At 70.9% G+C, this 23,728-nt stretch carries 23 protein-coding genes; 9 read left to right on the top strand and 14 right to left on the bottom strand.

Annotation, left to right across the window (positions count from 1 at the left end; translation table 11 throughout):
• Positions 1–61: 61 nt before the first annotated feature.
• The 5 genes from VSH64_RS09985 to VSH64_RS09965 form a co-directional block, all read right to left on the bottom strand.
• A complete protein-coding gene (locus VSH64_RS09985) occupies positions 62–979 on the bottom strand; it encodes an NADP-dependent oxidoreductase (RefSeq protein ID WP_326835239.1) in 918 nt (305 codons plus the stop codon).
• A 130-nt stretch (positions 980–1,109) separates the two neighbouring features.
• Positions 1,110–2,279 (bottom strand): bifunctional 3-oxoadipate enol-lactonase/4-carboxymuconolactone decarboxylase PcaDC, encoded by a 1,170-nt coding sequence (gene pcaDC / locus VSH64_RS48605; RefSeq protein ID WP_326835238.1) that lies wholly within the window; start codon positions 2,277–2,279, stop codon positions 1,110–1,112.
• Positions 2,280–2,453: 174 nt separating this feature from the next.
• The gene (locus VSH64_RS09975) at positions 2,454–3,101 is read right to left on the bottom strand and encodes a nitroreductase family protein (protein WP_326835237.1); all 648 of its coding nucleotides are present in this window, start codon (positions 3,099–3,101) and stop codon (positions 2,454–2,456) included.
• Between the two features lie 59 nt (positions 3,102–3,160).
• Positions 3,161–3,985, bottom strand: a complete 825-nt coding sequence (locus VSH64_RS09970) for an isocitrate lyase/PEP mutase family protein (protein ID WP_326835236.1) — start codon at positions 3,983–3,985, stop codon at positions 3,161–3,163.
• Positions 3,986–4,064: 79 nt separating this feature from the next.
• Entirely contained in the window at positions 4,065–4,613 is a 549-nt protein-coding gene (locus VSH64_RS09965) for a carboxymuconolactone decarboxylase family protein (protein WP_326835235.1), read from the bottom strand.
• Between the two features lie 354 nt (positions 4,614–4,967).
• On the opposite strand from VSH64_RS09965, the gene VSH64_RS09960 reads away from it, so the two are divergent.
• From VSH64_RS09960 to VSH64_RS09935, 6 genes are all read left to right on the top strand, one after another.
• Positions 4,968–5,882, top strand: coding sequence for a DNA-3-methyladenine glycosylase family protein (locus VSH64_RS09960; RefSeq protein ID WP_326835234.1), 915 nt, complete (start codon positions 4,968–4,970; stop codon positions 5,880–5,882).
• A gap of 137 nt (positions 5,883–6,019) precedes the next feature.
• Complete coding sequence (locus VSH64_RS09955; RefSeq protein WP_326835233.1) at positions 6,020–6,277, top strand: hypothetical protein; 258 nt, start codon at positions 6,020–6,022, stop codon at positions 6,275–6,277.
• Positions 6,271–7,509 (top strand): Rieske 2Fe-2S domain-containing protein, encoded by a 1,239-nt coding sequence (locus tag VSH64_RS09950; RefSeq protein ID WP_326835232.1) that lies wholly within the window; start codon positions 6,271–6,273, stop codon positions 7,507–7,509. The genes VSH64_RS09955 and VSH64_RS09950 overlap by 7 nt, the downstream gene beginning before the upstream one ends.
• Positions 7,510–7,591: 82 nt before the next feature.
• A complete protein-coding gene (locus VSH64_RS09945; RefSeq protein WP_326835231.1) occupies positions 7,592–8,560 on the top strand; it encodes a PDR/VanB family oxidoreductase in 969 nt (322 codons plus the stop codon).
• A gap of 84 nt (positions 8,561–8,644) precedes the next feature.
• Complete coding sequence (locus VSH64_RS09940; RefSeq protein ID WP_326835230.1) at positions 8,645–9,904, top strand: GAF domain-containing sensor histidine kinase; 1,260 nt, start codon at positions 8,645–8,647, stop codon at positions 9,902–9,904.
• Positions 9,901–10,572, top strand: a complete 672-nt coding sequence (locus VSH64_RS09935) for a response regulator transcription factor (RefSeq protein WP_326835229.1) — start codon at positions 9,901–9,903, stop codon at positions 10,570–10,572. Before VSH64_RS09940 ends, VSH64_RS09935 begins: the two co-directional genes overlap by 4 nt.
• Positions 10,573–10,584: 12 nt before the next feature.
• Here the strand turns inward: VSH64_RS09935 and VSH64_RS09930 are convergent, their stop codons facing one another.
• Entirely contained in the window at positions 10,585–11,820 is a 1,236-nt protein-coding gene (locus VSH64_RS09930; protein ID WP_326835228.1) for an MFS transporter, read from the bottom strand.
• A gap of 353 nt (positions 11,821–12,173) precedes the next feature.
• Between VSH64_RS09930 and VSH64_RS09925 the strand changes: the two genes are divergently transcribed.
• Positions 12,174–12,734, top strand: coding sequence for a DoxX family membrane protein (locus tag VSH64_RS09925; protein WP_326835227.1), 561 nt, complete (start codon positions 12,174–12,176; stop codon positions 12,732–12,734).
• Positions 12,735–12,771: 37 nt separating this feature from the next.
• Positions 12,772–13,176, top strand: coding sequence for a nuclear transport factor 2 family protein (locus tag VSH64_RS09920; protein ID WP_326835226.1), 405 nt, complete (start codon positions 12,772–12,774; stop codon positions 13,174–13,176).
• A gap of 165 nt (positions 13,177–13,341) precedes the next feature.
• On the opposite strand, the gene VSH64_RS09915 is transcribed toward VSH64_RS09920, so the two are convergent.
• The 7 genes from VSH64_RS09915 to VSH64_RS09885 all read right to left on the bottom strand — a co-directional run bounded on the left by VSH64_RS09915 (position 13,342) and on the right by VSH64_RS09885 (position 21,309).
• The gene (locus VSH64_RS09915; RefSeq protein ID WP_326835225.1) at positions 13,342–15,219 is read right to left on the bottom strand and encodes a transketolase; all 1,878 of its coding nucleotides are present in this window, start codon (positions 15,217–15,219) and stop codon (positions 13,342–13,344) included.
• A 146-nt stretch (positions 15,220–15,365) separates the two neighbouring features.
• Positions 15,366–15,851 carry a cupin domain-containing protein gene (locus VSH64_RS09910; protein WP_326835224.1) on the bottom strand — a complete coding sequence of 162 codons (486 nt, stop codon included), beginning with the start codon at positions 15,849–15,851 and terminating at the stop codon, positions 15,366–15,368.
• A 36-nt stretch (positions 15,852–15,887) separates the two neighbouring features.
• On the bottom strand, positions 15,888–16,661 hold the full coding sequence (locus tag VSH64_RS09905) for an SDR family NAD(P)-dependent oxidoreductase (RefSeq protein WP_326835223.1): 774 nt from the start codon (positions 16,659–16,661) through the stop codon (positions 15,888–15,890).
• Positions 16,662–17,159: 498 nt separating this feature from the next.
• Complete coding sequence (locus tag VSH64_RS09900; RefSeq protein ID WP_326835222.1) at positions 17,160–17,765, bottom strand: TetR/AcrR family transcriptional regulator; 606 nt, start codon at positions 17,763–17,765, stop codon at positions 17,160–17,162.
• A gap of 213 nt (positions 17,766–17,978) precedes the next feature.
• Complete coding sequence (locus VSH64_RS09895) at positions 17,979–18,845, bottom strand: hypothetical protein (RefSeq protein ID WP_326835221.1); 867 nt, start codon at positions 18,843–18,845, stop codon at positions 17,979–17,981.
• Between the two features lie 191 nt (positions 18,846–19,036).
• Positions 19,037–20,572: a GMC family oxidoreductase gene (locus VSH64_RS09890; RefSeq protein WP_326835220.1), complete on the bottom strand. Its 1,536-nt coding sequence runs from the start codon at positions 20,570–20,572 to the stop codon at positions 19,037–19,039.
• A complete protein-coding gene (locus tag VSH64_RS09885) occupies positions 20,569–21,309 on the bottom strand; it encodes a DNA-3-methyladenine glycosylase family protein (RefSeq protein WP_326835219.1) in 741 nt (246 codons plus the stop codon). The genes VSH64_RS09890 and VSH64_RS09885 overlap by 4 nt, the downstream gene beginning before the upstream one ends.
• A gap of 195 nt (positions 21,310–21,504) precedes the next feature.
• Between VSH64_RS09885 and VSH64_RS09880 the strand changes: the two genes are divergently transcribed.
• Positions 21,505–22,251, top strand: coding sequence for an SDR family oxidoreductase (locus VSH64_RS09880; RefSeq protein WP_326835218.1), 747 nt, complete (start codon positions 21,505–21,507; stop codon positions 22,249–22,251).
• Positions 22,252–22,318: 67 nt separating this feature from the next.
• Here the strand turns inward: VSH64_RS09880 and VSH64_RS09875 are convergent, their stop codons facing one another.
• Entirely contained in the window at positions 22,319–23,692 is a 1,374-nt protein-coding gene (locus VSH64_RS09875; RefSeq protein WP_326835217.1) for a dihydrolipoyl dehydrogenase family protein, read from the bottom strand.
• Positions 23,693–23,728 lie beyond the last annotated feature (36 nt).

The raw sequence follows: 23,728 nt of genomic DNA, 5'->3' as shown, positions 1-23,728 counted from the left end.
TTCGACCGGCCGAACACCCGGGCCGGCCGCACGGCGGAGCGCGATCTCGGCCGCGAAGTCCTTACGGGCGAACGCGGATGATCGTCTTGCCCTTCGCCCGCGTGGTCGGGTTGAACGCGGCCACCGCGTCGTCCAGGCTCGCCACGGTGCCGACGTTCGTCCGCAAGCGGCCGTCCCGCACCCGCTGCACGATTTCACCCAGCTGAGCCCGATCGGCCTCGACGACGAAGTCGACCGCGCGGCCCTCGGCGGGCCGGACCTCCGGCGGACCGGCGATCGTCACCAGCGTCCCGCCGGCGCGGACCAGACCCGCCGACCGCGAGCCGAGGTCACCGCCGAAGATGTCGAACACCAGATCAACGCTCCCGACGTCTTCCAGCGCGTCGTTCTCCAGGTCGACGAACTCGTTCGCGCCGAACCCCTGCGCCGCGTCCCGGTCGGCCTTGCGTCCGGTGCCCACGACGTACGCTCCCGCCTCACGCGCGAGCTGCGTCACCATCGACCCGACTCCCCCGGCCGCCCCGTGCACGAGCACGGTCTGCCCCGTCTCGAGCCGGCCGTGTACGAACAGGCCCTGCCACGCGGTCAGCCCCGAGATCGGGAGGCTCGCACCCACGGTGAAGTCCACGTCGCCGGGCAGCGGCGCGAGGTTGCGCGCCTCGACCGCCGCGTACTCCGCGAGCGTGCCGTCCCGGGTCCAGTCCGTGAGGCCGAACACCCGCTGCCCCACCGACAGCCCCGCGGTGCCGTACCCGAGGCTCGCGACCACGCCGGCCACCTCGTGCCCGGGGATCGAGGGGGTGCGGTCCCGGTCCAGGCGATCCGTCCAGGTCGAGGGCCACGAAAGCTCACCCGGGGTGAATCCCGACGCGTGCACCTCGACGAGGACGTCGTTCCCCGCCGCGGCCGCGTCGGGCCGCTCCTCGAGCTTCATCCCGGCCGTTCCGGCGGCCTCGTCCCTCACCACGATCGCTTTCATCGGGCACCTCTCTCTGCATCCGGTCCACGCGTGAACAGTAGTTTCCGTTCACCGGTGTTGGCGGCGGCAGAATTCGAGGTCTTACGACGTTGATCACCGGACAGTGCCGGCGCCGAGCAGAACGACCCGGTCAGTGGGCGTTCTCCTCCATGATCCGGTTGGCGATGGTGAACGCGGTGTTGGCCGCGGGTACTCCACAGTAGACAGCCGATTGCAGCAGGACTTCCTGGATTTCCGCGGGGGTGATCCCGTCCCGCAGCGCGGCCCGGATGTGCAGGGCGAACTCCTCCTGGTGGCCGTTGGCGATCATCGCCGTGAGGGTCATGCAGCGGCGCGTCGCCCGGGAGAGGCCGGGCCGGGTCCACACCTCGCCCCAGCCGTAGCGGGTGATGAAGTCCTGGAACTCGGAGGTGAACTCGGTGGTCCTGGCGATCGCCCGATCCACGTGGGCGTCGCCGAGCACGGCCCGGCGCACGGCGATGCCGCTGGCGTAACGGGAGCCGTCGTCATCGGGAACCGTCGTGGCCCGCGTTTCAACCCGGCTGTCGAGATAGGAACGCAGCGCGGCGAGCACGGGAGCGGGACGTTCGACCGGGACGAGGTGCGCCGCGTGCGCGACCTCGGTGAGGCTCGCCCCCGCGATCCCGTCGGCCAGCAGCCGGGTGTCTTCGACCGGGGTCGCGCGGTCCTCCCGACCGGCCAGCACCAGGGTCGGCGCGGTGATCCGGGGCAGCTCGGCACGGAGGTCGAACGAAGCCAGTGCGTCGCAGATCGTGGCGTACGCCGTCGCGTCGGTGGCGCGCAGGTCGGCGAGCAGCGCCTGGGCGGCGGGATCGGCCACGAAGGCCGGGGTGAACCACCGGCCGGGCGCGGTCCGCGCGACGGGCGCCATTCCCTCGGTGCGCACGAGGTGCGCGCGTTCGCGCCACGGGCCGGGCTCGCCGAAGCGCGCCGACGTGGCCACGAGCACGAGTGCGGCGACGCGGTCGGGGTGGTGCACGGCGAGCCACGAGCCGACGGCGCCGCCCAGCGAGATCCCGGCGTAGGCGAAGCGGTCGATGCCGAGCTGGTCGGCGAGGGCGAGGACCAGGCCGGCGAGGTCGCCGACGGTGGCGTCGGCCGGCAGCAGCTCGGCCGGAGAGCCGCCGTGCCCCGGCAGGTCGTACCGGATCACCCGGCGCCCACGGGCCAGCGCCGGCGCCTGCGCTTCCCACACGGACAGCGTGGTGCCCAGGGACGGTCCGAGGATCAAGGGGAGCGCGCTGCCCGCGCCGTCGATGCGGTGGTGCAGGACGGTCATGTCGTGTCTTTCGGGATAGGCGCCGCCGCGGCGGGCGACGCGTCCAGTCCACCGAGGACCGTTGAGGACCCGGCCGGCGCCGGCGAGATCGAGACCCGCGTGGGCGCGGTTCAGGATCTCGTCGACCCCGGCCGTCGGCACTTCCCCGTCACCGAGGATTTCGGACGGGGTTGCTCAGATGAAGGTGAACAGCCGGTCGGCTTCGAAGCGCGAAATCGGGCCCTTGTAGGCCTTCGCCTTGTCCGGGTAGCCCAGCGCCAGCAGCACGGTGGTGGTGTGCCCGGTTTCGCGGATCTTGAAGGCCTTGTCGACGCTGGTCGGGTCGAACCCTTCCAGCGGTGTGGCGTCGACGCCGAGCTCCACGGCCGCCATCATGGTCATCCCCAGCACCATGTAGGTCTGCTTTTCCATCCAGTGGTTCAGATCCTTGTAGGCGTAGTTGCGCAGGTTCAGGAAGTCCCGCGTCATGTACTGCCACATGGCGTTCTTCTCCGGGTCCGGGAACCGGCCGTCGGCGGTCTCCTTGGCGAACACGTCGTCGAGGTGACTGTCGGGCACGTCCGCCCGGGTGGTGAGGATGATCGTGTGCGACGCGTTCAGGATCTTCGAGCCGTTGTCCAGGAAGCGCTCGCCCAGGTTGTCCGCGAGCTGCTTCTTGGCTTCGGCCGAGGAGAGCACGTAGAAGTGGTTGGGCTGGATGTTCGTCGAGGTCGGCGCGGACCGCAGGAACCGCAGCAGTTGGTCCAGGGTTTCATCGGGAATGGTCTTGCTGCCGTCGAAAGCCCGGGTGAGGTGTTGGCTCATGAGCTTGTCGAGATCCATGTGACTCTGCTTTCTCGCTGCAACCGGTGGGTGAACAGTGGTGGTGCGTGGTGCTCGGGTCAGTGCTTGCCCTGGGCGATCAGCTCGCCGATGCGGTCGAAGCCCAGACCCGTGGTGGCGGCCGCGAGATCCCCCGCGACGAGCGCCTTGGTGGCCTGCTCCAGCGCCGCCATCGCGCCGGCGTAGAGGAACGGCCCGAGGCTGATGCGCTTCACGCCGGCCTTCTGCAGCTCGGCGACGGTCAGCACCTCGTCCGATGGCGACACGAGGACGTTGACCGGCGTGGGTGCGACCGCGGTCACGATCGCTTCGAGTGCCTCGAGGTCGGGCGGGAACGGTGCGTAGACCACGTCCGCGCCGACCTCGGCGAACGCCGTGAGGCGCCGGATCGTGTCGTCGAGATCGGGTCGCCCCTGGATGAAGTTGTCGGTGCGCCCGGTCACGACGATGCGGCCCTTGGCCGCGCGAACGGCGCCGCGCACGCGGTCGACCGCCTCGTCGAAGTCGCGGATCGGCCGGTCGGGATCACCGGAGGTGTCCTCGATGCCGATGCCGGCCAGGCCGGACTCGACGGCGGCCTCGACCGTCGCCGCGACGTCTTCGGGCGTGTCGCCGTAACCGTCCTCGAAGTCCCCGTTCACGGGGAGTCCGGTGAGCCGGGCGAGCAGGCCCGCGTGCTCGAGGTGCTCGCCGCGGGTGACTTCGTGCCGGCCGTCGGGCCGGCCGAGCATGGCGGCGAGTGCCGCCGACGACGTCGCGATCGCCTCGAACCCGGCGTCGGCCAGCATCAGCGCCGAGAGGCCGTCCCAGGCGTTGGGCATGACGAGGCCACCGTCGCGGGTGTGCAGCGCCATGAAGTTCTCATAGAGCTCGGAGCCCGGCATATCGCACCTTTCGTGGATGATCTGGGGCCGTGAGGGGAAAACCGGGCGGTGCGCGCCGTTCGTGCGGCGGCTCCGGCGATCAGCCGGGTGTACCGGCGGCCTCGACGGCGGGGATGTCGATGGCGGTCTGGTTGACGTTGTTGATGAAGTTCGTGAGCAGCGCCTGCACCGCGACGGTGACGATCGCCAGGATCTGCGAATCGGTGTACCCGGCGTCGCGCACCCCCGCGAGGTCTTCGTCGCTGACCTGTCCGCGGCTGTCGACCACCCGCCGCGCGAAGTTGGCGGCCGCGGCGCGCTTGGGGTCGACCGAGCTCCCGGCGCGGGCGAGCGCGATGTCGTCGCCCGACATCCCGCCGAACTCGGACGACACGTACGTGTGCATGGCCAGGCAGTAGTCGCAGCCGTTGGCTTCCGACACGGCGAGCGCGATGCTGTGCCGGGTCCGCGCGTCCAGCACCCGGCTCAGACTGCCCTGCAGGCTCGTCACGACCTCGAGAACGGCCGGGTTCGACGCGATGACGTTGAACATGTCCGGGACGAAGCCGAGCTGCGCACGGACCCCCTCGAGGATCTGCCGCGAGCCGGCGGGGACTTCTTCCGGTGCGGGAGCGTTCAGTCGTGACACAGCGAATCAACCTCCGGTAGGTGTGTGAGTGGTCAGCGTCGGGCCCACGTCGGCTCTTACTGCCCCGAGTCGCGCCGCCGAGGCGACCCCGCGCCGTCCGCGGCTCGGCCGGTGGCGCCGGCCGCGGTGGACCTGGTCACCCGCGTCGCGAGGAGCGGTCGCGCGGGCGGCGAGTTCGCGACCTCGTCGCGACGACCCATCGCCGTTCTGGACTATACAGACCAGACACTCGTGCCCAGATGCTCCCCACAAGCCGTTTCCGCACCCGCTGATTGACAGTCAAGGGACTTTTAAGTCCACTGGTGAGGACACCCGCCGAAGGACTTCGCTCCTGCGCACCCGAAGGGAGGGACCATGGACCCGCCACCGGACCGTTCACTGCACTGGCAGCCCGGCTTTCCCGTGGACGCGAAGCTGACACTCAAGAGCCTGCGGCGCGGCCGCCACGATCCGACCCACCGCGAGGAAGCCGACGGGAGCCTGTGGCGGACCGCCCTGACCGCTTCCGGTCCGGTCACCTATCGGATCCGGCAGCAGCGCCTCGACGACCTGGACATCGACGCGTGGGGGCCGGGCGCCGCGGAGCTCGTCGACACCATCCGTACCGAGCTCGGCGAACACGACCGTCCCGAGGACTTCCGACCGGCGCACCCCGTTCTGGAGCGGGCCTGGCGGCGGCTGCCGGGCCTGCGCGTTCCGCGCACGGGACGGCTGTTCGAAGCCCTTGTCCCGGCCATCCTCGAGCAGCGGGTGGTCGGCCTGGACGCGCAAGCCGCGTGGACCCGCCTCGTCGGCGCGCACGGTGGTCCGGCGCCGGGTCCGGCGCCCGACAGGATGCGGGTCATGCCTTCACCCGAGGTGTGGGCGAGCCTCCCGGTCTGGGACTGGCGGCGGGCCGGGGTCGACCTGCAGCGGTCGAAGACCGTCCTCTTCACCGCACGGCACGCGGCCAAGCTCGATCGCGCCGCCGGCGATCCCGCTCGCGCGTACGGGCTGATGTCGGCGATGCCGGGCGTCGGGGTGTGGACGGCGGCGCAGGTCGGGCACCGCGCGCTCGGCGACGCCGACGCGCTGCCGCTCGGCGACTTCCACCTCGGCCGGATGACCGGCACGGCCTTGCTCGGCCGTCCCCTGGCCGCGGACGAGATCGAGGCGTTCTACCTGCCGTGGCGGCCGCACCGCTACCGCGTGGTCCGCCTCCTCGAGCTCAGTCCGCGCGCGGTGCCGCGGCGCGGCCACCGCGCACCCCGCGCCCGGCCGTTCGGCTGACGATTCGCGGGGACCGCGCCTACGTCAAAGGACGTAGGAACTGTGCCGAATGACGGGCGGCAGCTGAGGAAAAGGTCCGATTGCCCGGGTTCTCGCCCGCGACCTAGGTTCGATCCAGTGGTGACGGAAGGAACTTCATGACATCGATCGTCCATTTACTGGATGGTGCCTGCGTCGCGATCATCGACGGATTCCGGAACGGCCGGACGAAGCCGTCGCAGTTGCGTGTGAGCCCCTCCGGGTACGAATCCGTCGCGCTGGTCAAAAGCGCCGAGCTGTCCCGAGGAAACCCACTGGTACTGCTCGACCTCGATGTCGTCCTCGATCCCTCGCTCGAAGGCGACAGGACAGCCATCACGTGGGCGGGAACGCCGGAACAGGAGCCGTTGTGCTGAGTGCCGAGGAAAACGACTATCTCTGCCGCGTAGGGCCGGGCACGCCGATGGGCGCGCTGCTGCGCCGTTATTGGCTCCCGATCTGCCTCTCGAGTGACGTGGCGGAGCCGGACGGACCGCCCCGGAAGTTCCGGCTGGTCGGCGAGGATTTCGTGGTGTTCCGCGATTCCGCCGGAACCGTCGGCGTGCTGGACGAGAAATGCATGCACCGCGGCGCTTCGCTCGCGATCGGCCGCGTCGAGGACTGCGGCATCCGCTGCCTGTACCACGGGTGGAAGTTCGGCGCGGACGGCACGATCCAGGAAACCCCCAACCTCCCCGACTCACGGTTCCGGAACCGCCTGCGGGCGCCGGCGCACCCCGTGCACGAGGCCGGCCAGATCGTGTGGGTCTACCTGGGCCCGGCCGACAAGCAGCCCCCGCCGCCGAGCTACGTGTGGATGAACGTGCCGCCCGGCCACCTCGCGACGACGAAGGCCGTGCAGAAGGGCAACTTCATCCAGGGCGTGGAGGGCGAGATCGACTCGTCGCACGTCGGCCTGCTGCACCAGACCGAGATCGCGCTGGCCAGGACGGGCGAGTACGACCCCGAGGGCATCGGCCGGGACCGCTTCCCGACCACCGACGACGCTCCCCTGCTGGAGGTCGAGGACACGAAGTTCGGCTTCCACTACGCCGCGATCCGCAAGCTCGGGGGTGAGCAGGAAGGCCAGTCCTACGTTCGCGTCACGCCGTTCATCATGCCGTTCCAGGCGCTGATCCCGCCGATGAACCTGGGCTTCCTCTACGTCCCGATCGACGACACGCACACCTGCACGTACGTGGTCACGGGCGATCCGGCGAAGCCGATCGACAAGGCCGACTGGCTGAAGTGGCGGAGCCTCGAGGACGTCCAGGCGCCGGACTACGTGCTGCACCCGGCGCAGGATCGGGAGGCGATGGTGGCGGGCACGTCGTTCTCGGGCGTGGCCGGTCTCATCCCCCAGGACGCACTGGTGACCGATTCGATGGACCTGATCGTCGACCGGTCGAAGGAGCACCTCGTGGCGGCGGACATCGCCGTGGTGCGCATGCGCCGCCTGCTGATCGACGCCGCGCGCGCCGTCGAGGCCGGCAGCGATCCCGTGGGCCTCGACGGTTCCGTCGACTGGGCCAAGTTCACCGCCGGGTCGGGAGTCGTCCCGCAGGGCGTTGCGTGGCAGACGCTGGTGCCCACCAACGTCGCCGATTGATCAACCCGCCCCTCGCGCCGGGAGGCCGGCCGGCAGCCGGCCTCCCGATCCGCGCGGAGCCACGACGAAGTGGAGTCCAACGGTGACCCAGACCGATCCTGCCCGGCCGGAGGTCGAACTCGACCTCGTGGTGCTGAGCCGAACCGAGATCGCCCAGGAGGTCGTCGAGCTGGTTCTGGCGAGCCGGCCCGGAGAGGAGCTTCCCGAGTGGGAGGCCGGCAGCCACGTGGACCTGCTCCTCGCCGACGGGCTCGTGCGACAGTACTCGCTCTGCGGCAGGCCGGCGCGTGACCAATGGCGCGTCGCCGTGCTGCGCGAGCGCGCCGGCCGCGGCGGGTCGGCCCACGTCCACGACCGGCTGACCGAAGGCGCCACCGTGCGCGTTCGCGGACCGCGGAACAACTTCCCGCTGCTGCCGTCGCCGCGCTACCTGTTCATCGCCGGCGGGATCGGCATCACCCCGATCCTGCCGATGGTCGCCGCGGCCGAGGCGACCGGCGCCCAGTGGCAGCTGCTGTACGGCGGGCGCTCGCGGGCATCGATGGCTTACGGCGCGGAGCTCGCCTCCCGATACGGGGACCGGGTGGTCCTCTGCCCGGAGGACGAGACCGGCCGGCCCGACCTCGACGCGTGGCTCGGGACTCCGGCCGACGACGTCCTCGTCTACTGTTGTGGACCCGAGTCCTTGCTGCTCGCGGTCGAGCAACGGTGTGCGAAGTGGAAGGCCGGCTCGTTGCGGCTGGAGCGCTTCGTGCCGAAGGCACAACCCGATTCGCCGGAGCACTCGTCGTTCGAGGTCGAGCTGGCCCGCTCCGGCGACGTGGTGACGGTCGCACCCGGAGAAACCATCCTCCGGGCGGTCGAACGCGCCGGGGCCCGGCCGCCCTATTCGTGCGAGCAGGGCACATGCGGGACGTGTGAGACGAAGGTTCTCTCCGGAACCCCGGACCACCGCGATTCCCTCCTCACGGACGAAGAACGGGAAGAAGGAAAGACCATGATGATCTGCGTCTCCCGGGCCGCTTGTCCCAGGCTGGTGCTCGACCTGTGAGGTCGCCGGGAACTCGCGTTCCGCCACCGGCCGGCGCCCGGCCCGGTCGCGGGACTCCCTTGTGGACCGTCGTGGTGCGCGGTCATGGCCACTGAACGCGATCTTCACGCGATGTCGCGGGTCTCGGCGACCCTGGCGGGATCGGGTTCGCTGGCCGACACCCTCACCGCCCTGGCCGGGGAGGTCCGGCGCTCCGCCGGGCTCGCGGCCGTGCACATCCAGCTCGGCGAAACGGGCTGGAGCACGCTGCCCATCGGCGCGTTGTCGGGTCTGCCCGGAACCGCGGCCGAGCTGCGCGACCGGCTCGACCAGTGCCAGGCCCTCGGCGCCGAGATGGTCTCCCTCAGCGCGATCGCCGAACGCCGGCCGGTGGTCGTGGCCCACCGCTCGGAGACCTTCCGCACCCATCCCGCCTGGGCGCCGATCTCGGCGATCCACCAGGCGATCTCCTGGGAGAGCTTCGTGGCCGCACCGTTGATCCTGCCCGGCGGCGTGCTCGGGTACCTGAGCGCCTTCTACCCGCCCGGCCGGGAGCCGGATCCCGACGAGATCTCGTTCCTCTCGGCCGTCGCGGACCAGGCCGCGGTGACCATCGACCACGCCGGGATGATCGTGGACAACCGCGCCCGCGCGGTGCGCGAGGAGCGCCGCAAGCTGGCCGCCGACCTGCACGACTCCATCGTGCAGGAGATGTTCTCGCTGTCGATGCACGCCAGGGCGATCGAGCTGACCAACGAGACGTCCGGGGCCGGCGCGGCCGCCAAGATTCGCGCCGACGCCGCCCGGGTGGTGGATCTGTCGCAGTCGGTGGTGAAGTCGTTCCGGTCGATGATCGCGGAGTGGCGGGCACCCGAGCCGGCGGAAAGGTCCTTGGTGACGGCGATCCGCGAGTGGGTCGCCGCGGCGAGCCGCGACACCGGGCTCACGGTGAAGGTCGTCGACGAGGTCGGCGAGATCGAGCTGCTTCCCGAGCAACGCGAGGAAGTGTGGTACCTCGTCCGGGAAGCGTTCCACAACGTCGTGAAACACGCCCGGGCGCAGCACGCGGTCATCCGGTTCGCACAACACCGCGAGGAGTCCCGGACCCTCCTGGTCGTCGAGACGTCCGACGACGGAGTGGGATTCGCCGAGCGCGGCTCGCTGCCCGGCCACGTGGGGCTGGTTTCGATGAGCGAACGCGCCGCGCGCCTCGGCGGAAGGCTCGCCATCGTGACGCGGCCCGGCGGGGGCACCGTCGTGCGGCTCGAGTTCTGTCCGGGCGAGCCGGCCGGCTCGCTTTCCGCCGACGGGACCGTCCGGATCGACTGGCAGGAACCGTGCGACACGACGGGAGAGCAGCCGTGACCGAGCCGGCGCCCGAACAGATCCGCCTGATGCTCGTGGACGACCACGCGGTGGTCCGGGCCGGCTTGCGGTCGTACGCCGACGCGGTGCCCGGTTTCGTGGTGGTGGGTGAGGCCGTGGACGGCACGGACGCGCTGGAGCGCCTGGCCGAACTGGCCCGGCGGGGCCGGCTGCCGGAGGTGGTCCTGATGGACCTGGTTCTTCCGGGCATCGACGGGATCCAGGCCGGCAGCGTGATCACCGCGCGGTACCCCACCGTGAAGATCCTGATCATGACGAGCTTCAGCGAGTCGGGCAACGTCCGGCGGGCCGTCGACGCCGGCCTGTCCGGGTATCTCCTCAAAGACGCGGGGTCCGACGAGATCGTCGCGGCGGTCCGCGCCGCGGCTCGCGGTGAGCTGTACCTGGACTCCGCGATCACCCGTTGCCTCACCGGCCCGGTCGACCGGGGCGGGGCGGGCCTCGACGGGCTCACGCCGCGCGAGCGTGAGGTGCTGCTCCACCTCGCGAAGGGACTGTCCAACATCCAGATCGCGAACCGGCTCCAGATCAGTGAACGCACCGCCCGGACCCACGTGAGCAACCTCTTCGCCAAGCTCGGCGTCGCCTCCCGGACGCAGGCGGCGCTGCTCGCCGTCCGCGAAGGCCTGACCTCCGAGCGGGCCTGACCCGGCCGTTGCTCACCGTCGCGGCGGCGCCCCGGCCGGGTCGGTGTGGGGTTCGCGGGCGGCGAGGACGGTGAACACGGTGGCGATCAGCGCCAGACCGCCGTACCCGAGAGCGATCTGCGGCAGCGAGAAGGACGCGGACAGCTGGCCGGCGACGAGGGCGGGAATCGTGGCGCCGCAGTACGACAGGATGTACACGACCGTGAAGATCGGCGCCCGGTCGGCCACGTCGCTGCCCTCCAACAGGCCCCGCGTGGCGGAACTGATGGCGATGCCCTGGCCGGCGCCCGCGACCACGGTCGCGACGAAGAACAGCACCAGCGCACCGGTCGCGATAGCCGCGACGATGCCGATCATGCCGGCGAGGAAACCGATCATGCCGATGCGCTGAGCCGCCGCGGGCGCGAAGCGGCCGCCCAGCGGCGCGCCGAGAACACTCGGACCCATGTAGGCGGCGAACGACAGCCCCAGGATCAGGGGACTGCGGCTGTGGAGCTGGTCTTCGACCAAGGCCGGCACGAAGGCCTGGAAGAAGGCCCCGGTCGCCCAGGTGGCCAGGAGTACCGCCGCCGTGACGGGCAGCAGGTGCCGGACCCGGGCCGGAACACGGACCCGCGGCCGCAGCGACCGCCAAGCGCCGGGCACCGGCGTCACCGTTTCCGGGCTGACCAGAAGCAGCGCGGCCGAGACGAGCAGCAGGCCGATCACCACGAGGTAGACGAGATCGCGCGGCCACGGACCGAACTGGACCAGGGCGCCGGACCCGATGGCGCCGACGGCGAGGCCGAGCATCACCGTCTGGCTGGACGCGACGGAGGCCAGCCAAGCGGGCCGGGCCGGTGCGGCGTCGACGATGTAGGACGTGAGGCTGCTGCTGGCCACCCCCGCACCGAAGCCCATCAGGAGGCGACCCGCGATCAGGACGCCGACGTGGTGCACGTTCAGCAGGAGCACGCAGCCCAGCAGGAGCAGGCCGAGGGCGGCGATCGAGGTGGGCCGCCGGCCCAGGTGGTTGGACACCCGGCCCAGCACCAACAAGGTGCTCAGGGTCGCGACGGAGTAGGCGACGACGGTGATGGAGATGTCGGCGTTGGTGAACCCGTCCTCGGCGCGGTAGATGTTGAACAGCGGGATCGTCGAGCCCACCGCGGCGAACGACGCCACGAGGGAGACCACCGCGGCGACGAACGCCAGGGTGTGGGTTGTCCCCCGCCGGGCGACTCCGGCTTTCGGTGACACGTGGGGCATCGAGCCACGCCTTCCTTCTTCGTCCGATGTTCTGAACCACGCCGGGGCTTCACCAGGCGGCTCACCGCGGCCCGATCGAAGCCGGTTCTCGACGCGAACGCCGCAACCGCGGCGCCTCGATGGCGCGGACCAGCGGCCATTCGGCCGGAGATCGGGAATGCGGCGTCACCGCCGTCAATCCCCCACGCCCGCCCGGTCCAGCCTGGACTATACAGTCCCGTTCACCGAGACGGGTCGGGTGCGGCCCACCTGTGACGAGGTTCAAGATCAAGTTTCTCCGTTCGGGGGTTTCGGTTCCGGCCGCACCCTGCCAGCATCGAAGGTGTTCACCGAGCGTCCACAAAGGAGACTTGATGGTTTCGCACACCGAAGAGCGGCCCGAACACCGGACGCTGCGGGGCACGCTGTCCCCGGACTCCCTCGCCCGGAGCGAACGCGGGTGGTCGGTCGCGACCGTGCTCGCGCGCCTGGCGTTGGCCGCGGGGTTCCTCTCGGCCGTCGCCGATCGGTTCGGCTGGTGGGGCCCGCCGAACACCGGACAGGTCGGGTGGGGCACCTTCGCCGCGTACATCGACTACACGCACAGCCTTTCGCCGTACGTGCCCGACGGGCTCACCGGTGCGGCCGCGTGGGCCGCGACCGCCGCGGAAACGGTGGTGGGCCTGGCGTTGCTGGCCGGCGTGCTCGTGCGCTGGTCCGCCTGGGCGGCCACCGCGGTGCTGGTGGTGTTCGCCGTGTCGATGGGACTGTTCCTGGGCTGGGAAGCTCCGTTGAGTGCCTCGGTCTTCGGCGCCGCGGCAGCCGCCCTACTGCTGGCCCTCTCCCCCGTCGACTCGTTCCCCTTCAGCGTCGACCGGCTCTTCCGGCGGAAGCGCACCGATCAGGGGACTATCCAGTCCAGTCAGACCCGGTAGGTTCGAGCCCGGCCGATTCCCGAGCGAGGTGGCACCCATGCCTGAGACCAGCACCAACATCGCCGTCGTCGACGCCTTCTTCCGAGCGGTCGAGCGGGGCGACCTCGACGCCGCGCGGGCCCTCTACGCCCCCGACGCCAGGATCTGGCACAACGACGGCGCCGGCGAACAAGACCGGGACGCCAACCTGGCTGTGTTCCAGTTGTTCAGCACCGCCATCCGCGGCCTGCGTTTCGACGTCTCGCGCCGGGTCGACGCCGGGGACGGGGTCCTTCAGCAGCACGTGCTGCGCGGGCAGTTGCCCAACGGCGAGGAAGCCGCGCTCGAGATCGCGATGTACCTCGCGGTCGGCGGCGGCAGGATCACCCGGATCGAAGAGTACTTCGACGTCGCCACGGTGACCCACATCATCACCACCGCCCGCGAATCAGTCGGCGCCTGACCGCTCGGGCTCCCGGCCGGCGCACTCGGCCGGCACGTTCGGACGGTGCCGGCAGTGCGGCCGGTCTCCGCCCGACGTCGCTGCGCGCAGCCTGATCGCAGCGACGTCGAGCGGAGTGCGCAGTACCTCCTGCGCTCCAGGCAGCAAGAGCCTCTCGGCCCGCGCTCAGGCCAGGAGCGTCCGTGCCGCGCCGGCGATGTGCGCCGCCGAGATCCCCGCCGCGTCCAGCAGTTCGTGTGCGACGCCCGAGCCGGGCAGCTCCCGCACGGCGAGGTGGTTCAGCCGCAGCGGGGTCGTCCCGCTCGCCAAGAGCGCCTCGGCGACGGCGGACCCGAGCCCGCCCTCCGGGTGGTGGTCCTCGGCGACCACGATCCGTCCGCCGGTGACGCCGGCCGCTGCGACCAGGGTCTCGGTTTCCACCGGCTTCACCGAGTACAGGTCGATCACCCGCGCGGCGACGTTCTCCCGCGCCAGCTCGTCGGCCGCGGCCAGGCATTCGTGCAGCGTCACGCCGGCACCGATCAGGGTCACCACGTCGTCGTCGGTGGACCGCAATACCTTGGCGCCGCCGATCGGAAACTCCTCGCCCTCGGCGTACAGCGTCGGGTAGCCGCCACGCGTCGTGCGCAGGTAGGAGACACCGGACCGGCCGGCCATCTCCCGGGTCAACGCGACCGTGCTCGGCGCGTCGCACGGGTACAGGACCGTGGAGCCCTGGACCGCGCGCATCATCGCGAGGTCCTCCAGCCCCATCTGGGAGGGGCCGTCGGCGCCGATCTCGACGCCGGCGTGCGAGCCGACCAGCCGGATGTCCGCGGCGGAGATGGCCGCCATCCGGATGAAGTCGTACGCCCGGGAGAAGAACGCGGCGAACGTGGACGCGAACGGCACGTAGTGGCGCACGCTCAGCCCCACGGCCGCCGCGATGAGCTGCTGCTCGGCGATGTACATCTCGAAGTAGCGCTCGGGGTAGGCGTGGGCGAACTCGTCGGTGTGCGTCGAGTTGCTCACCTCGCCGTCCATGGCGACGATCCGGGGATCGAGGCCGCCCAGCCACTTCAGGGCTTCGCCGTAGGCCTTCCGGGTGGCCACCTTCTCGCCGCGCGGGTAAACCGGTCGCGGTGTCGCGGCGCTCCCCGGCCGCGGCTCGGGCGCCCGGTCGAAGGCCGGCAGCGGGCCGCGGACCAGGAGATCCCGCTCACCGCCCAGTTCCTCGAGCGCGCGTTCGGCCTGCTCGGCCGGCAGCGCCTTGCCGTGCCAGCCCTCGTGGTCCTCGATTTCGGAGAAACCCTTGCCCTTCACCGTCCTGGCCAGGATCACGGTCGGCTGGTCGCCACCGGTACCGGCGGCGTCGAGCGCCTGGTCGATCGCCGCCAGGTCGTGGCCGTCCACGGAGATCACCCTCGCGCCGAACGCCTCGGCGCGGCGGGCGTAGGCGTCGAGATCCCAGCCGAACTCCGTGGGCCCGCGCTGGCCGAGCCGGTTCACGTCGACCATCGCCACCAGGTTGCCGAGCCGGTAGTGACTCGCCTTGTCCAGCGCTTCCCAGATGGACCCTTCGGCCATCTCGCTGTCGCCGCACAACACCCAGACGCGATAAGGCAGCTGGTCCAGGTACCTGCCGGCCAGGGCCACCCCGACCGCGTCGGGCAGACCCTGGCCGAGCGAACCGGTGGCGACGTCGACCCACGGCAGGATCGGCGTCGGGTGGCCCTGCAGGCGTGCGCCGAAGCGCCGGTAGCCGGTCATCAGCTCGTGGTCGGTGACGACCCCGACGGCTTTGTACACCGAGTACAGCAGCGGAGAAGCGTGACCCTTCGAGAAGATCAGGTGGTCGTTGCTGTCCGCTTCGGGCCGATCCCAGTCGTAGCGCAGGTGCCGGCCCACCAGCACCGCGAGCAGATCCGCCGCGGACATGCTGGACGTGGGGTGGCCGGAGCCCGCGCTGGTGCTGCTGCGGATCGAGTCGACCCGCAGCTGCGCGGCCAGCTCGGCGATCTCGGCCAAGCCGAGGTCGGTAGCGGGTTGCCGGGTGTCGGTCACAGTTGTCTCCCCTCTCCGGGCGGCGACTCGACACCGACTGCGCTGCCGGCCGCCGTCCCGTGCTGACACACGAAGTCCTCCGTTAGCCGCACGGCGTGGACAGATCTTCCTGCCGCGAGCGGTTCACGCCGGGTCGGCGCCGAGGCCTACTTCTGGGGATCGTTGGCCTGGAGCGGGTCTCCGGTGGTGGAGACGTAGACGACCAGCAGCTTGGCGGGCTTGGTCGTGCTCGCGTTCGCCGCGACGACGTGGTGGGCACCGGGCTGTTCGAACCAGGTCTGCCCCTGATGGTAGGTGGTCACCGCCTGGTCGTCGACCTGGCTTCGCACATCGCCTTCCAGCACGTAGGCGTACACGAACGCCTGGCCGTGGCGATGAGAGGGCGCGGCCGAGCCCGGCGGGAAGGCCACGATCTGCGACGTGAACGTCTTGCCTTCGACGTTCGGAAGGGCGTGTTGGAGCAGAATACTCACCTGGGGCGGGGTGGCTGGGCTCGTCACGGCTGGGCTCGTCGCCGCGGCGGCGGCGCCGGTGACCGGGGGCGGCGTGTTCTGGCCGGCGGCGCTGCAGGCGGTCGCGCCCGCCAGCGCGGCCGCCGCCAAGACCCGGCCGATGATCTGCGAGGGAATCATGAAAAACCTCCTGGTGCTGATTTCTGCGGGTGTGCTTCAGTTCCGCCCGGCCATCACTCCGCCGTCGACGTCCACGATCGCGCCGGTCATCCAGCTCGCTTTTTCCGAAAGCAGGAACGACGCCATGTTCGCGACGTCCTCGACGGTGCCGACCCGGCCCAGCGGATGCATGCTGGCGAAACTGTTCACGGGGTCCTCGAGGTGCGCTTCGGGAACCAATCGGTAGTACGGCGGGGTCCGCACGGCGGCGGGTGACACCGCGTTGACCCGGATCCCGTGGGGTGCCAGCTCGATCGCGAGTGCCTTCGTCAGCGCGTGCAGGCCGCCCTTCTGCACGGAGAAACCCGTGTGCGGGGTCGCCGCGATCCCCTGGTGCGCCCACATCGCCCCGATGTTCACGATCGAACCGCCCTTGCCTCCGGCGAGCATGCCGGCGACCACGGTTTGGGTGATGAAGAACATCGCGCGGTTCAGTTCGTTGAACGAGTCGTAGAAGTCCTCGTCGTATTCGGTGAACGGCTTGGGAACGAAGATGCCCGCACCGTTCACGAGCAAGCCGGCGTCGGCGTGTTCGTCGGCGAGCCGTTTGCGCACCTCGGGAATCCGGGTGCGATCGGTCAGCTCCGCGGCGATGCCCCAGGCTTTTCCGTGCCGGGAAAGCGCTTCCACAGCCGCCTGCAGTTTCTCCGGATTCCGGCCGGTGATCACGGCGCTCCCGCCGCGGGCGATCACCTGCTCGGCCGTGGTGAACCCGATTCCGCTGCTACCGCCGACGACCACGAGCTTGCGCCCTTCGAAACCTTCGTCCACGAGAATTCTCCTCATCGTCAAGACCGACCTCGTGTCCACCGCGAACCCGCCGGAAGATCCCACCCCGGAACACCCGGGATGGGCGGCCGGCTTCGGGTCGAGGTGAAGCCGGTCCGCGCGCCGGCACCGGATCCGGGCTCAGCGGTGACCCGGCAAGCGACCAAACCGGACGATCGACCGCGCACCACCGGGCGTCGCGTCGGCCGAGGCGATCCCGTGCACGAGTGCGCGGACGCGGACCGGCTCGATCGATCGGGCCGGCTCAGACCTCCGGCCAGGCAGCGAACACAGCTCTCCGGCACCGGGCCGGCAGAGGTTGTTGATCACAGTGTGGACTATACAGTCCTCTCCCCGGCGTGTCATCGGGGTCGTTTCTTTCTCACCGGTTCGGATGGCCGGCCAGTACTTCACGTGGTCCGCGGCGCATCCGTTCGAACGGTGGCACAACGAATCCCGGTGACCGGGAACGTCCACTGTGGTCTCCCGGCCGGGGCCGGCTCACACCTCGAGAGTGCGGATGTAGTCGATGGCCATGTCGAGCGCGATGCGCATGGACTTGATGTCACCCTCGGTCTGCGCGAGCAGGTAGCCGCCTTCGAGGGCGCCCATCAAGCCGATGGCCAGCCGTTCGGGATCGGCGTCCCCGCGCAGTTTGCCGGCGTCGCGCATCCGCCGCAGGCCGTCCGCGATCAGGCCGCGCCAGGTCTCGAAGTGGCCGGCCAGAGCCGAGCGAGCGCGCTCGTTCTGATCGGAGAGCTCACAGGCCAGTGAGCCCAGCTGGCACCCGTACGCCCTGTTCTGCAAGGTGTTCCGCTGGATGATCGCATCGCGCCACCGCTCGAGGCCGCTGACCGAGTCCAGCCGGCGCAGCTGCTCCTCCTGCGCGGTCAGCAGGTCTTCGGCCTGGTGCTCGATCACGTCCTGGACGAGCGCTTCCTTGTCGGCGTAGTGCCGGTAGAGCTGCGACTTGCTGGTACTGCTCGCCGCGCGGACATCGTCGAGCGTGGTGGCGGCCACGCCCTTGACCGTCATCACGTCCACCGCGGCGCGGACAATCCGCGCGCGGGTCGCTTCACCCCGCGCCGTCAGCCGGACAGGCTTCACTGTGCTCTCCGGTTCCACCACCGCGTCAGATTATCGTACCCGTGCGTACCCGAGTTGCCCGCGAGGCAATTCTCCCCTCCGCACCGAAGTCGAATCGCTTTGTCGCACCGAAACCATTAATCCCGACGGGAATGTCGTCGTTTTGTCATTTCCCCGAGATCAGTCCGACGCACCGGTTCGCTCCGGCGTCGCCCTTCGGAAAGAGCCGGAACCTCAGTTCGTCCGGGAAGGCGCGCGCGGCACCTGCGCGCGCGAAGCCGGCCGGGTGCCGGCCTCGTGAGCGCGGTAGGCGTAGAGCCACGCCCGCGCTCCGTACACCTTCGGACCCCGGCCGTCCCCTTCGTCACCCGGCGTCCCGAACCGGTCCCGCAGCCGTGGGTCGAGGAGGTACGTCGACCGGCTCAGCACCTCGGCCAGGTCGTCGAGCTCGGTGTCGTCCCGCTCCGACCACTCACGACGGACCAGGCCCGGCGCCACCACGACGGCGTCGGCGAAATCGATGAGGCCCGCCGGCGACGTCCCGACGCGCCGCGGCCCCTGGTGGTACCGGCTGCACGCGGCGTCGATCGCCCGCACGGCCGTCACGGACTCGGCGGACCATTCGAGATCGTCGGTGCCGGGCACCCGGTACAGGTGGTCGACCAACCGCTGTGCCAGTGGTACGAGCGACGCCACGAACGCGTCACCTTGTTCGCGGTTCAGATACACCCACGCCGGCGTCCGCGGGCGCCCGGCGGCGGGCAGGTCCACGCGCGTCCAGGTGTCGATGAAGAACATCAGCAGTTCCGGGATCGGCCGGGTGGCCGCGTTGATGGAGTTGACCGGACTCTCGCCGGGGTCCTGCGAGGTCCAGACCGCCCCGTCCTCGCCGCCCAGAACCGGGACGAACACCCGCCAGTCGGCGCAGAAGAACGACAGCTCGCCCGTGCGGACATTGAGCAGCACCCGCTGGTAGTGGCCCACCCAGGAATCGGCCTGGGTGGGCAGCGGCGGCAACTCCACCCCGTCGGGAACCGGGACGGGCACGATCTCGACCGCGCCGGTGTTGCGGGGCACGGAGAGTGCGGGGGTGCTGGGCATCGCGGGCTTCCTCCCCCTCGGCGGCCCGAGTGACTCGCCGCCGTATCGGAACAGTCAATTGAATTGACCTCCCCCGCACGGCGCTCGCGAACGCGACCTGTGGCAGGGTGCCCCTGGTTGGTGTCGGCCGATCGCGAAGTCTTACCGGCGGTGGCGCGGCCTCATTCTCCCGTATCTCATTCCCCCGTGCCTCATTCCCCCGCCGAGCCGGCCGACCGGCCGCGCAGGAGATCGGCCGCCTTCTCCCCGATCATGATCGTGGCGGCGTTGGTGTTGACGCACCCGATCCGCGGGATCACCGAGGCGTCGGCGATCCGCAGACCGCGCACCCCCCGCAGCCGGAGCTCGGGGTCGACGACGGCGTCGGCGCCGCTGCCCATCGCGCACGTGCCGACGGGGTGGAAGTAGGTGCCGGTGGCGCGGGCGACGAACTCGCGCAGGCCCCGCGGGTCCCGGGTGTCCGGGCCGGGGTGCAGTTCCTTTCCGCGCCAGGCGCCGAACGGGGGCGCGGCGGCGATCTCGCGCGCGACGGCGACGGCCTCGACGAGGCGCCGGACGTCGTTCTCCGCCCCCAGGTAGTTGGGGTCGATCAGCGGCGGCGCGCTCGGATCGGGGCCGGCCAGGCGCACCGTGCCGCGGGCCTCCGGGACTGTCGCCAGGCCGAAGGTGAAGCTGTTCGGCGGGGCCGGCAGGGTCGGCGGACCGAAGGGCACGTGCATGAACATCAACTGCAGGTCGGGTCCGCTCAGGCTCGGATCGCTGCGCCACACCATCGACGTTTCCGCGTGGTTGGTCCGGCCGGGCGGAATCGGCTGCGCCGCCTCGTAGACGACGCTGCACAGCGGGTGGTCGTGGAGGTTGCGCCCGACCCCGGGCAGGTCGTGCACCACGTCGACACCGGCGTGTTCGAGGTCGGCCGCGGGTCCGACACCGGAGAGCAGCAGGAGCCGCGGCGAGTCGACCGTGCCGGCGCTGAGGACGACCTCGCGCTCGGCGTACGCGGTGTGCGTGGCGCCGTCCTGCCGGTACTCCACGCCGACGCACCGCTCGCCGTCGAACAGCAGCCGGTGCGCGCGGGCCCCGGTGGCCACGGTGAGGTGGGGCCGCGCGTCCCGGATCGGCCGCAGGTAGGCCGCGGCGGTGCTCTGGCGCACCCCGTCCGCGATCGTGAGGTCGTGCCAGCCGGCCCCTTCACCGTCGGCGCCGTTGAAATCGTCGGTCCGCGGGTACCCGGCGGCCACCGCGGCGTCGACGAACACCGGCGAGAGCGGGTTGGGTGCGGCCGAGGGGGCCGGCCGCAGCGGACCCTCGATGCCGCGGAATCGGGCGTCACCACCCGGCACGGATTCCATCCGCCGGAAGTACGGCAGGACCGAGTCGTGGTCCCAGCCCGGGCAGCCCATCCGGGCCCACTGGTCGAAGTCGTCGCGGTGGCCCCGCAGGTACACCATCGCGTTGATGCTGTGCGACCCGCCGAGGGTGTGCCCGCGCGGCCAGTCGTGGGCGGCGCCGCCGGTGCCGGCCTGTGGCACGGTGCGGTAGCCGTAGTCGACTTCGGTGCCCCAGAGCGAGGGCCACGCGGGTGGGTCCGCGATCTCGGGCTTGGTGTCCGGGCCCCCGGACTCGAGCAGGAGCACGCGGCGGTCGGCGTCCTCCGAAAGCCGCGCGGCCACCACGCACCCCGCCGAGCCCGCGCCGACGACCACGTAGTCGTAGCGGCCGTTCACGAGGCGGCCCCGGCCGAGCGCCGCGTGGTCCGCTTCGGTTGTGCTCGAACGAACCTGCTGTCCATCTCGGCTCCTTCTCCGGCGCCGGGCGATTCCCACACAAAGCCCCACAGGTACGCCGTCGCGTACGACCGGTACGGCCGCCAGAGCTCACTGCGCTGCTCCGCGGCCTTCGGCGTGATCCTGCAGTCCAGTCGGTCGAACGAGGTGATCGCCGAGCGCACGGCGAGGTCACCGGCCGGGAAGACGTCGGGTCGGTGCAGGTACCGCAGCAGGAACATCTGCGCGGTCGAGGGACCGATCCCCGCCACGGCCAGGAGTTTGGCCTCGATCTCGGCATCCGGCATCGCCGCGAGCCTCCGCGGGTCCAGCAGGCCGTCGTCGGCGTGTTCGGCGACCTCGCGGATCGCCCGGGCTTTCTGGTGGGACAGGCCGGATCCGCGCAGCGCCTGGTCGTCGGCCGTGACGACCCGTTCGGCGGTGATGGCCCCGCCCAGCCGCGCGACGAGTCTGGTGTAGATCGCCGCGGCCGTCGTCCGGCTGAGCTGGCGCGACGCGATGGTGAACGACAGCCATTCGAGCGGGCCGTGGACCTCCACCAGGCGGTGCGACTCGTAGGCGTCGATCGGTCCCGTCGACCGCACCCACCGCGCGAGCGAGTCGCCGCGCGCGCCCAAGTACTCGTACGCGGCGCGCTGTTCCTTGGTCGCGCGCTTGCCCGTCCGAGTCATGGTCATCACATCAGCGTCCCAAATGTGGCCCACATAGTCCAGGTAACCGGCTCGTCGAGCCAGCAGAGACACGGATTCGTAGTATGCCTCCGCCGCGAGGTGACACCCGAATGGACCATATGGTTCTCTTCGGTGCATGATGGAGAAGCGGGTCGCCGTCCTCCGGCGCCTCGAGTCACCAACTACTGTGGAGTGATCACCATGTCGGCACGTGCAGCCCTGATCACCGGCGGCACCAGCGGGATCGGGAAGGCGGCCGCGCAGGCCCTGCACAGCCGCGGCTATCGCGTCGCGGTCACCGGGCAGCGTCCGGAGAGCGTCGCCCGGGCGCGCGAGGAGCTGCCCGAAGACGTCCTGGTCCTGCAGGCGGACATCCGCTCGCTCGCCGACACCGACCAGGTGGTGTCCGAGGTCCGGAACCGGTTCGGGAGCCTGACCACGCTGTTCCTGAACGCCGGGGTGAGCCGGCCGGTACCGCTCGACGTCTGTGACGAAGCCGCTTACGACGAGACGTTCGCCGTGAACACGAAGGGGCAGTACTTCACCCTGGTCAAGGCGCTCCCGCTGCTGACCGACGGCGCTTCCGTGATCATCACGGTCGGCATCGGGGCGACGCGAAGCCTGCCCGGCAACAGTATCGCGGCCGGATCCCACGGCGCGATGCTGGCCATGATCCCCACGCTGGCCCTGGAGCTGGCCCCGCGCCGCATCCGGATCAACGCCGTGAGCCCCGGGTTCACCGACACCCCCATGACCCGGACCGCGATCGGCGCGAGCTCCCCCGACGTGCCCGCGACGATGGCGGAGATGGCGGAGCGGATCCCGTTCGGCCGCCTCGCCACGCCCGAGGACATCGCCGGAACCGTGGCGTTCCTGGCTTCGGACGAGGCCGCCTACGTGACCGGGCAGGAGATCGTGGTGTCCGGCGGAGCCGGGCTGTCCAGCTGAGCTGTCCAGCTGACCCCGGCACCCCGACTTTCGACGGCCGGCAGGATTTCGCGTCCTGCCGGCTTTGTCATCGCCGCAGCTGATCCACGAGCTTGTCGGCGGCCAGGGTGAGGGCTTCGGTGTAGCTGGGGAACGGCGCGACGGCGTCGGCGAGATCGTCGACGGTGAGGTGGTGCCGGAGGGCGAGCGCGGCGGTGTTGATCCACTCGCCGGCGAGCGGAGCGACGGCCCAGGCGCCCACGAGAGTGCGTTGCCGCCGGTCGGCGATCAGCGTGAACGTGCCCTGGGGCTCCGTCTCGTAGGTGTAGGGGCGCGCGATCTCGTCCGCCAGCTGCAGGGTGGCGGACACGATGTCGATCCCCCGGCCGCGGGCTTGGGCGGGAGTGAGGCCCACCGCGGCGATCTCGGGCTGGGTGTACACCACGCGGGGCACGGCGGTGTAGTCGGCGACCCGTGGGCGGCCCAGGATGTTGTCGGCCACCACGCGGCCCTGGTAGGTGGCCACGTGGGTGAACAGCGCGACCCCCGTGACGTCGCCGACGGCCCACAGCCGGTCGCCGGCCCGGCAGTGTTCGTCCACTTCGAGGTGCCCCCGGGCGCCGGGTCGCACTCCGACCGCCGCCAGGTTCAGGGAGGCGGTGCGGGGAGTGCGACCGGTGGCGTTGACGAGGACATCGGTGTCCACAGTGGTGCCGTCGTCCAGCTCGACCACGACCTCTTCGCCGCTGCGGCCGGAAACCCGGCGGACGGTGTGCGCCCGGACGCCGGTCCGCACGTCGATGCCGTCCGCGGCCACCAGCTCGGCAATCACGTCGCCGAGCGCCGGGTCTTCGCGGTCCAGCAGGCGCGGGCCGCGCTGCACGATGGTGACCTGGCTGCCCATCCGAGCGAGGAAGTGGCCGAGTTCGATCCCGGTGGCGCCGCCGCCGAGGAAGGTCACCCGCTCCGGGATCCGGGTGAGGGTGGTCGTCTGGCGGTGGGTCCACATCGGAACGTCGGCCAGCCCGGCGATCGCCGGGTCCCTCGGCGCCGCGCCGGTGGCGATGACCACGTCGCCGGCGGTCAGCGTGCGGCCGCCGACCTCGACCCGGCCGGGGCCGGCGAGCCGCGCGGTCCCCTTGATCACGGTGGCGCCGAGTTCACGCAACCCGTCGACCTGGCCGGTGTCGTCGAGGTGGCGGACCATGAAGTCGCGGTAGTCCCGCAAGGTCGTCCACTCCAGACCCGGCCGCGTGAGCCCGGCAGTGCGTTCGGCTTCGGCGCGCGCTTCGGTGGACCGCAGCAGGGTCTTGGACGGGATGCAGGCCCAATAGGCACACTCCCCGCCGATCAGCTCCTCTTCGACGACCGCGATCCGCAGTCCGCCGGCCAGCAGCCGGTAGGCGGCGGCTTCACCGCCGGTGCCCATGCCGATCACGATCGCGTCGAAGTGTTCACTCATCAAGACCGCCATCCGCTGGGTCGGTGCTCGGGTTCC

It is taken from the genome of Amycolatopsis rhabdoformis (genome assembly GCF_035918295.1).
GTDB lineage: Bacteria > Actinomycetota > Actinomycetes > Mycobacteriales > Pseudonocardiaceae > Amycolatopsis > Amycolatopsis rhabdoformis.
The sequence above is the reverse complement of the archived record's forward strand: the minus strand, read 5'-3'. Positions and strand labels throughout refer to the sequence as shown.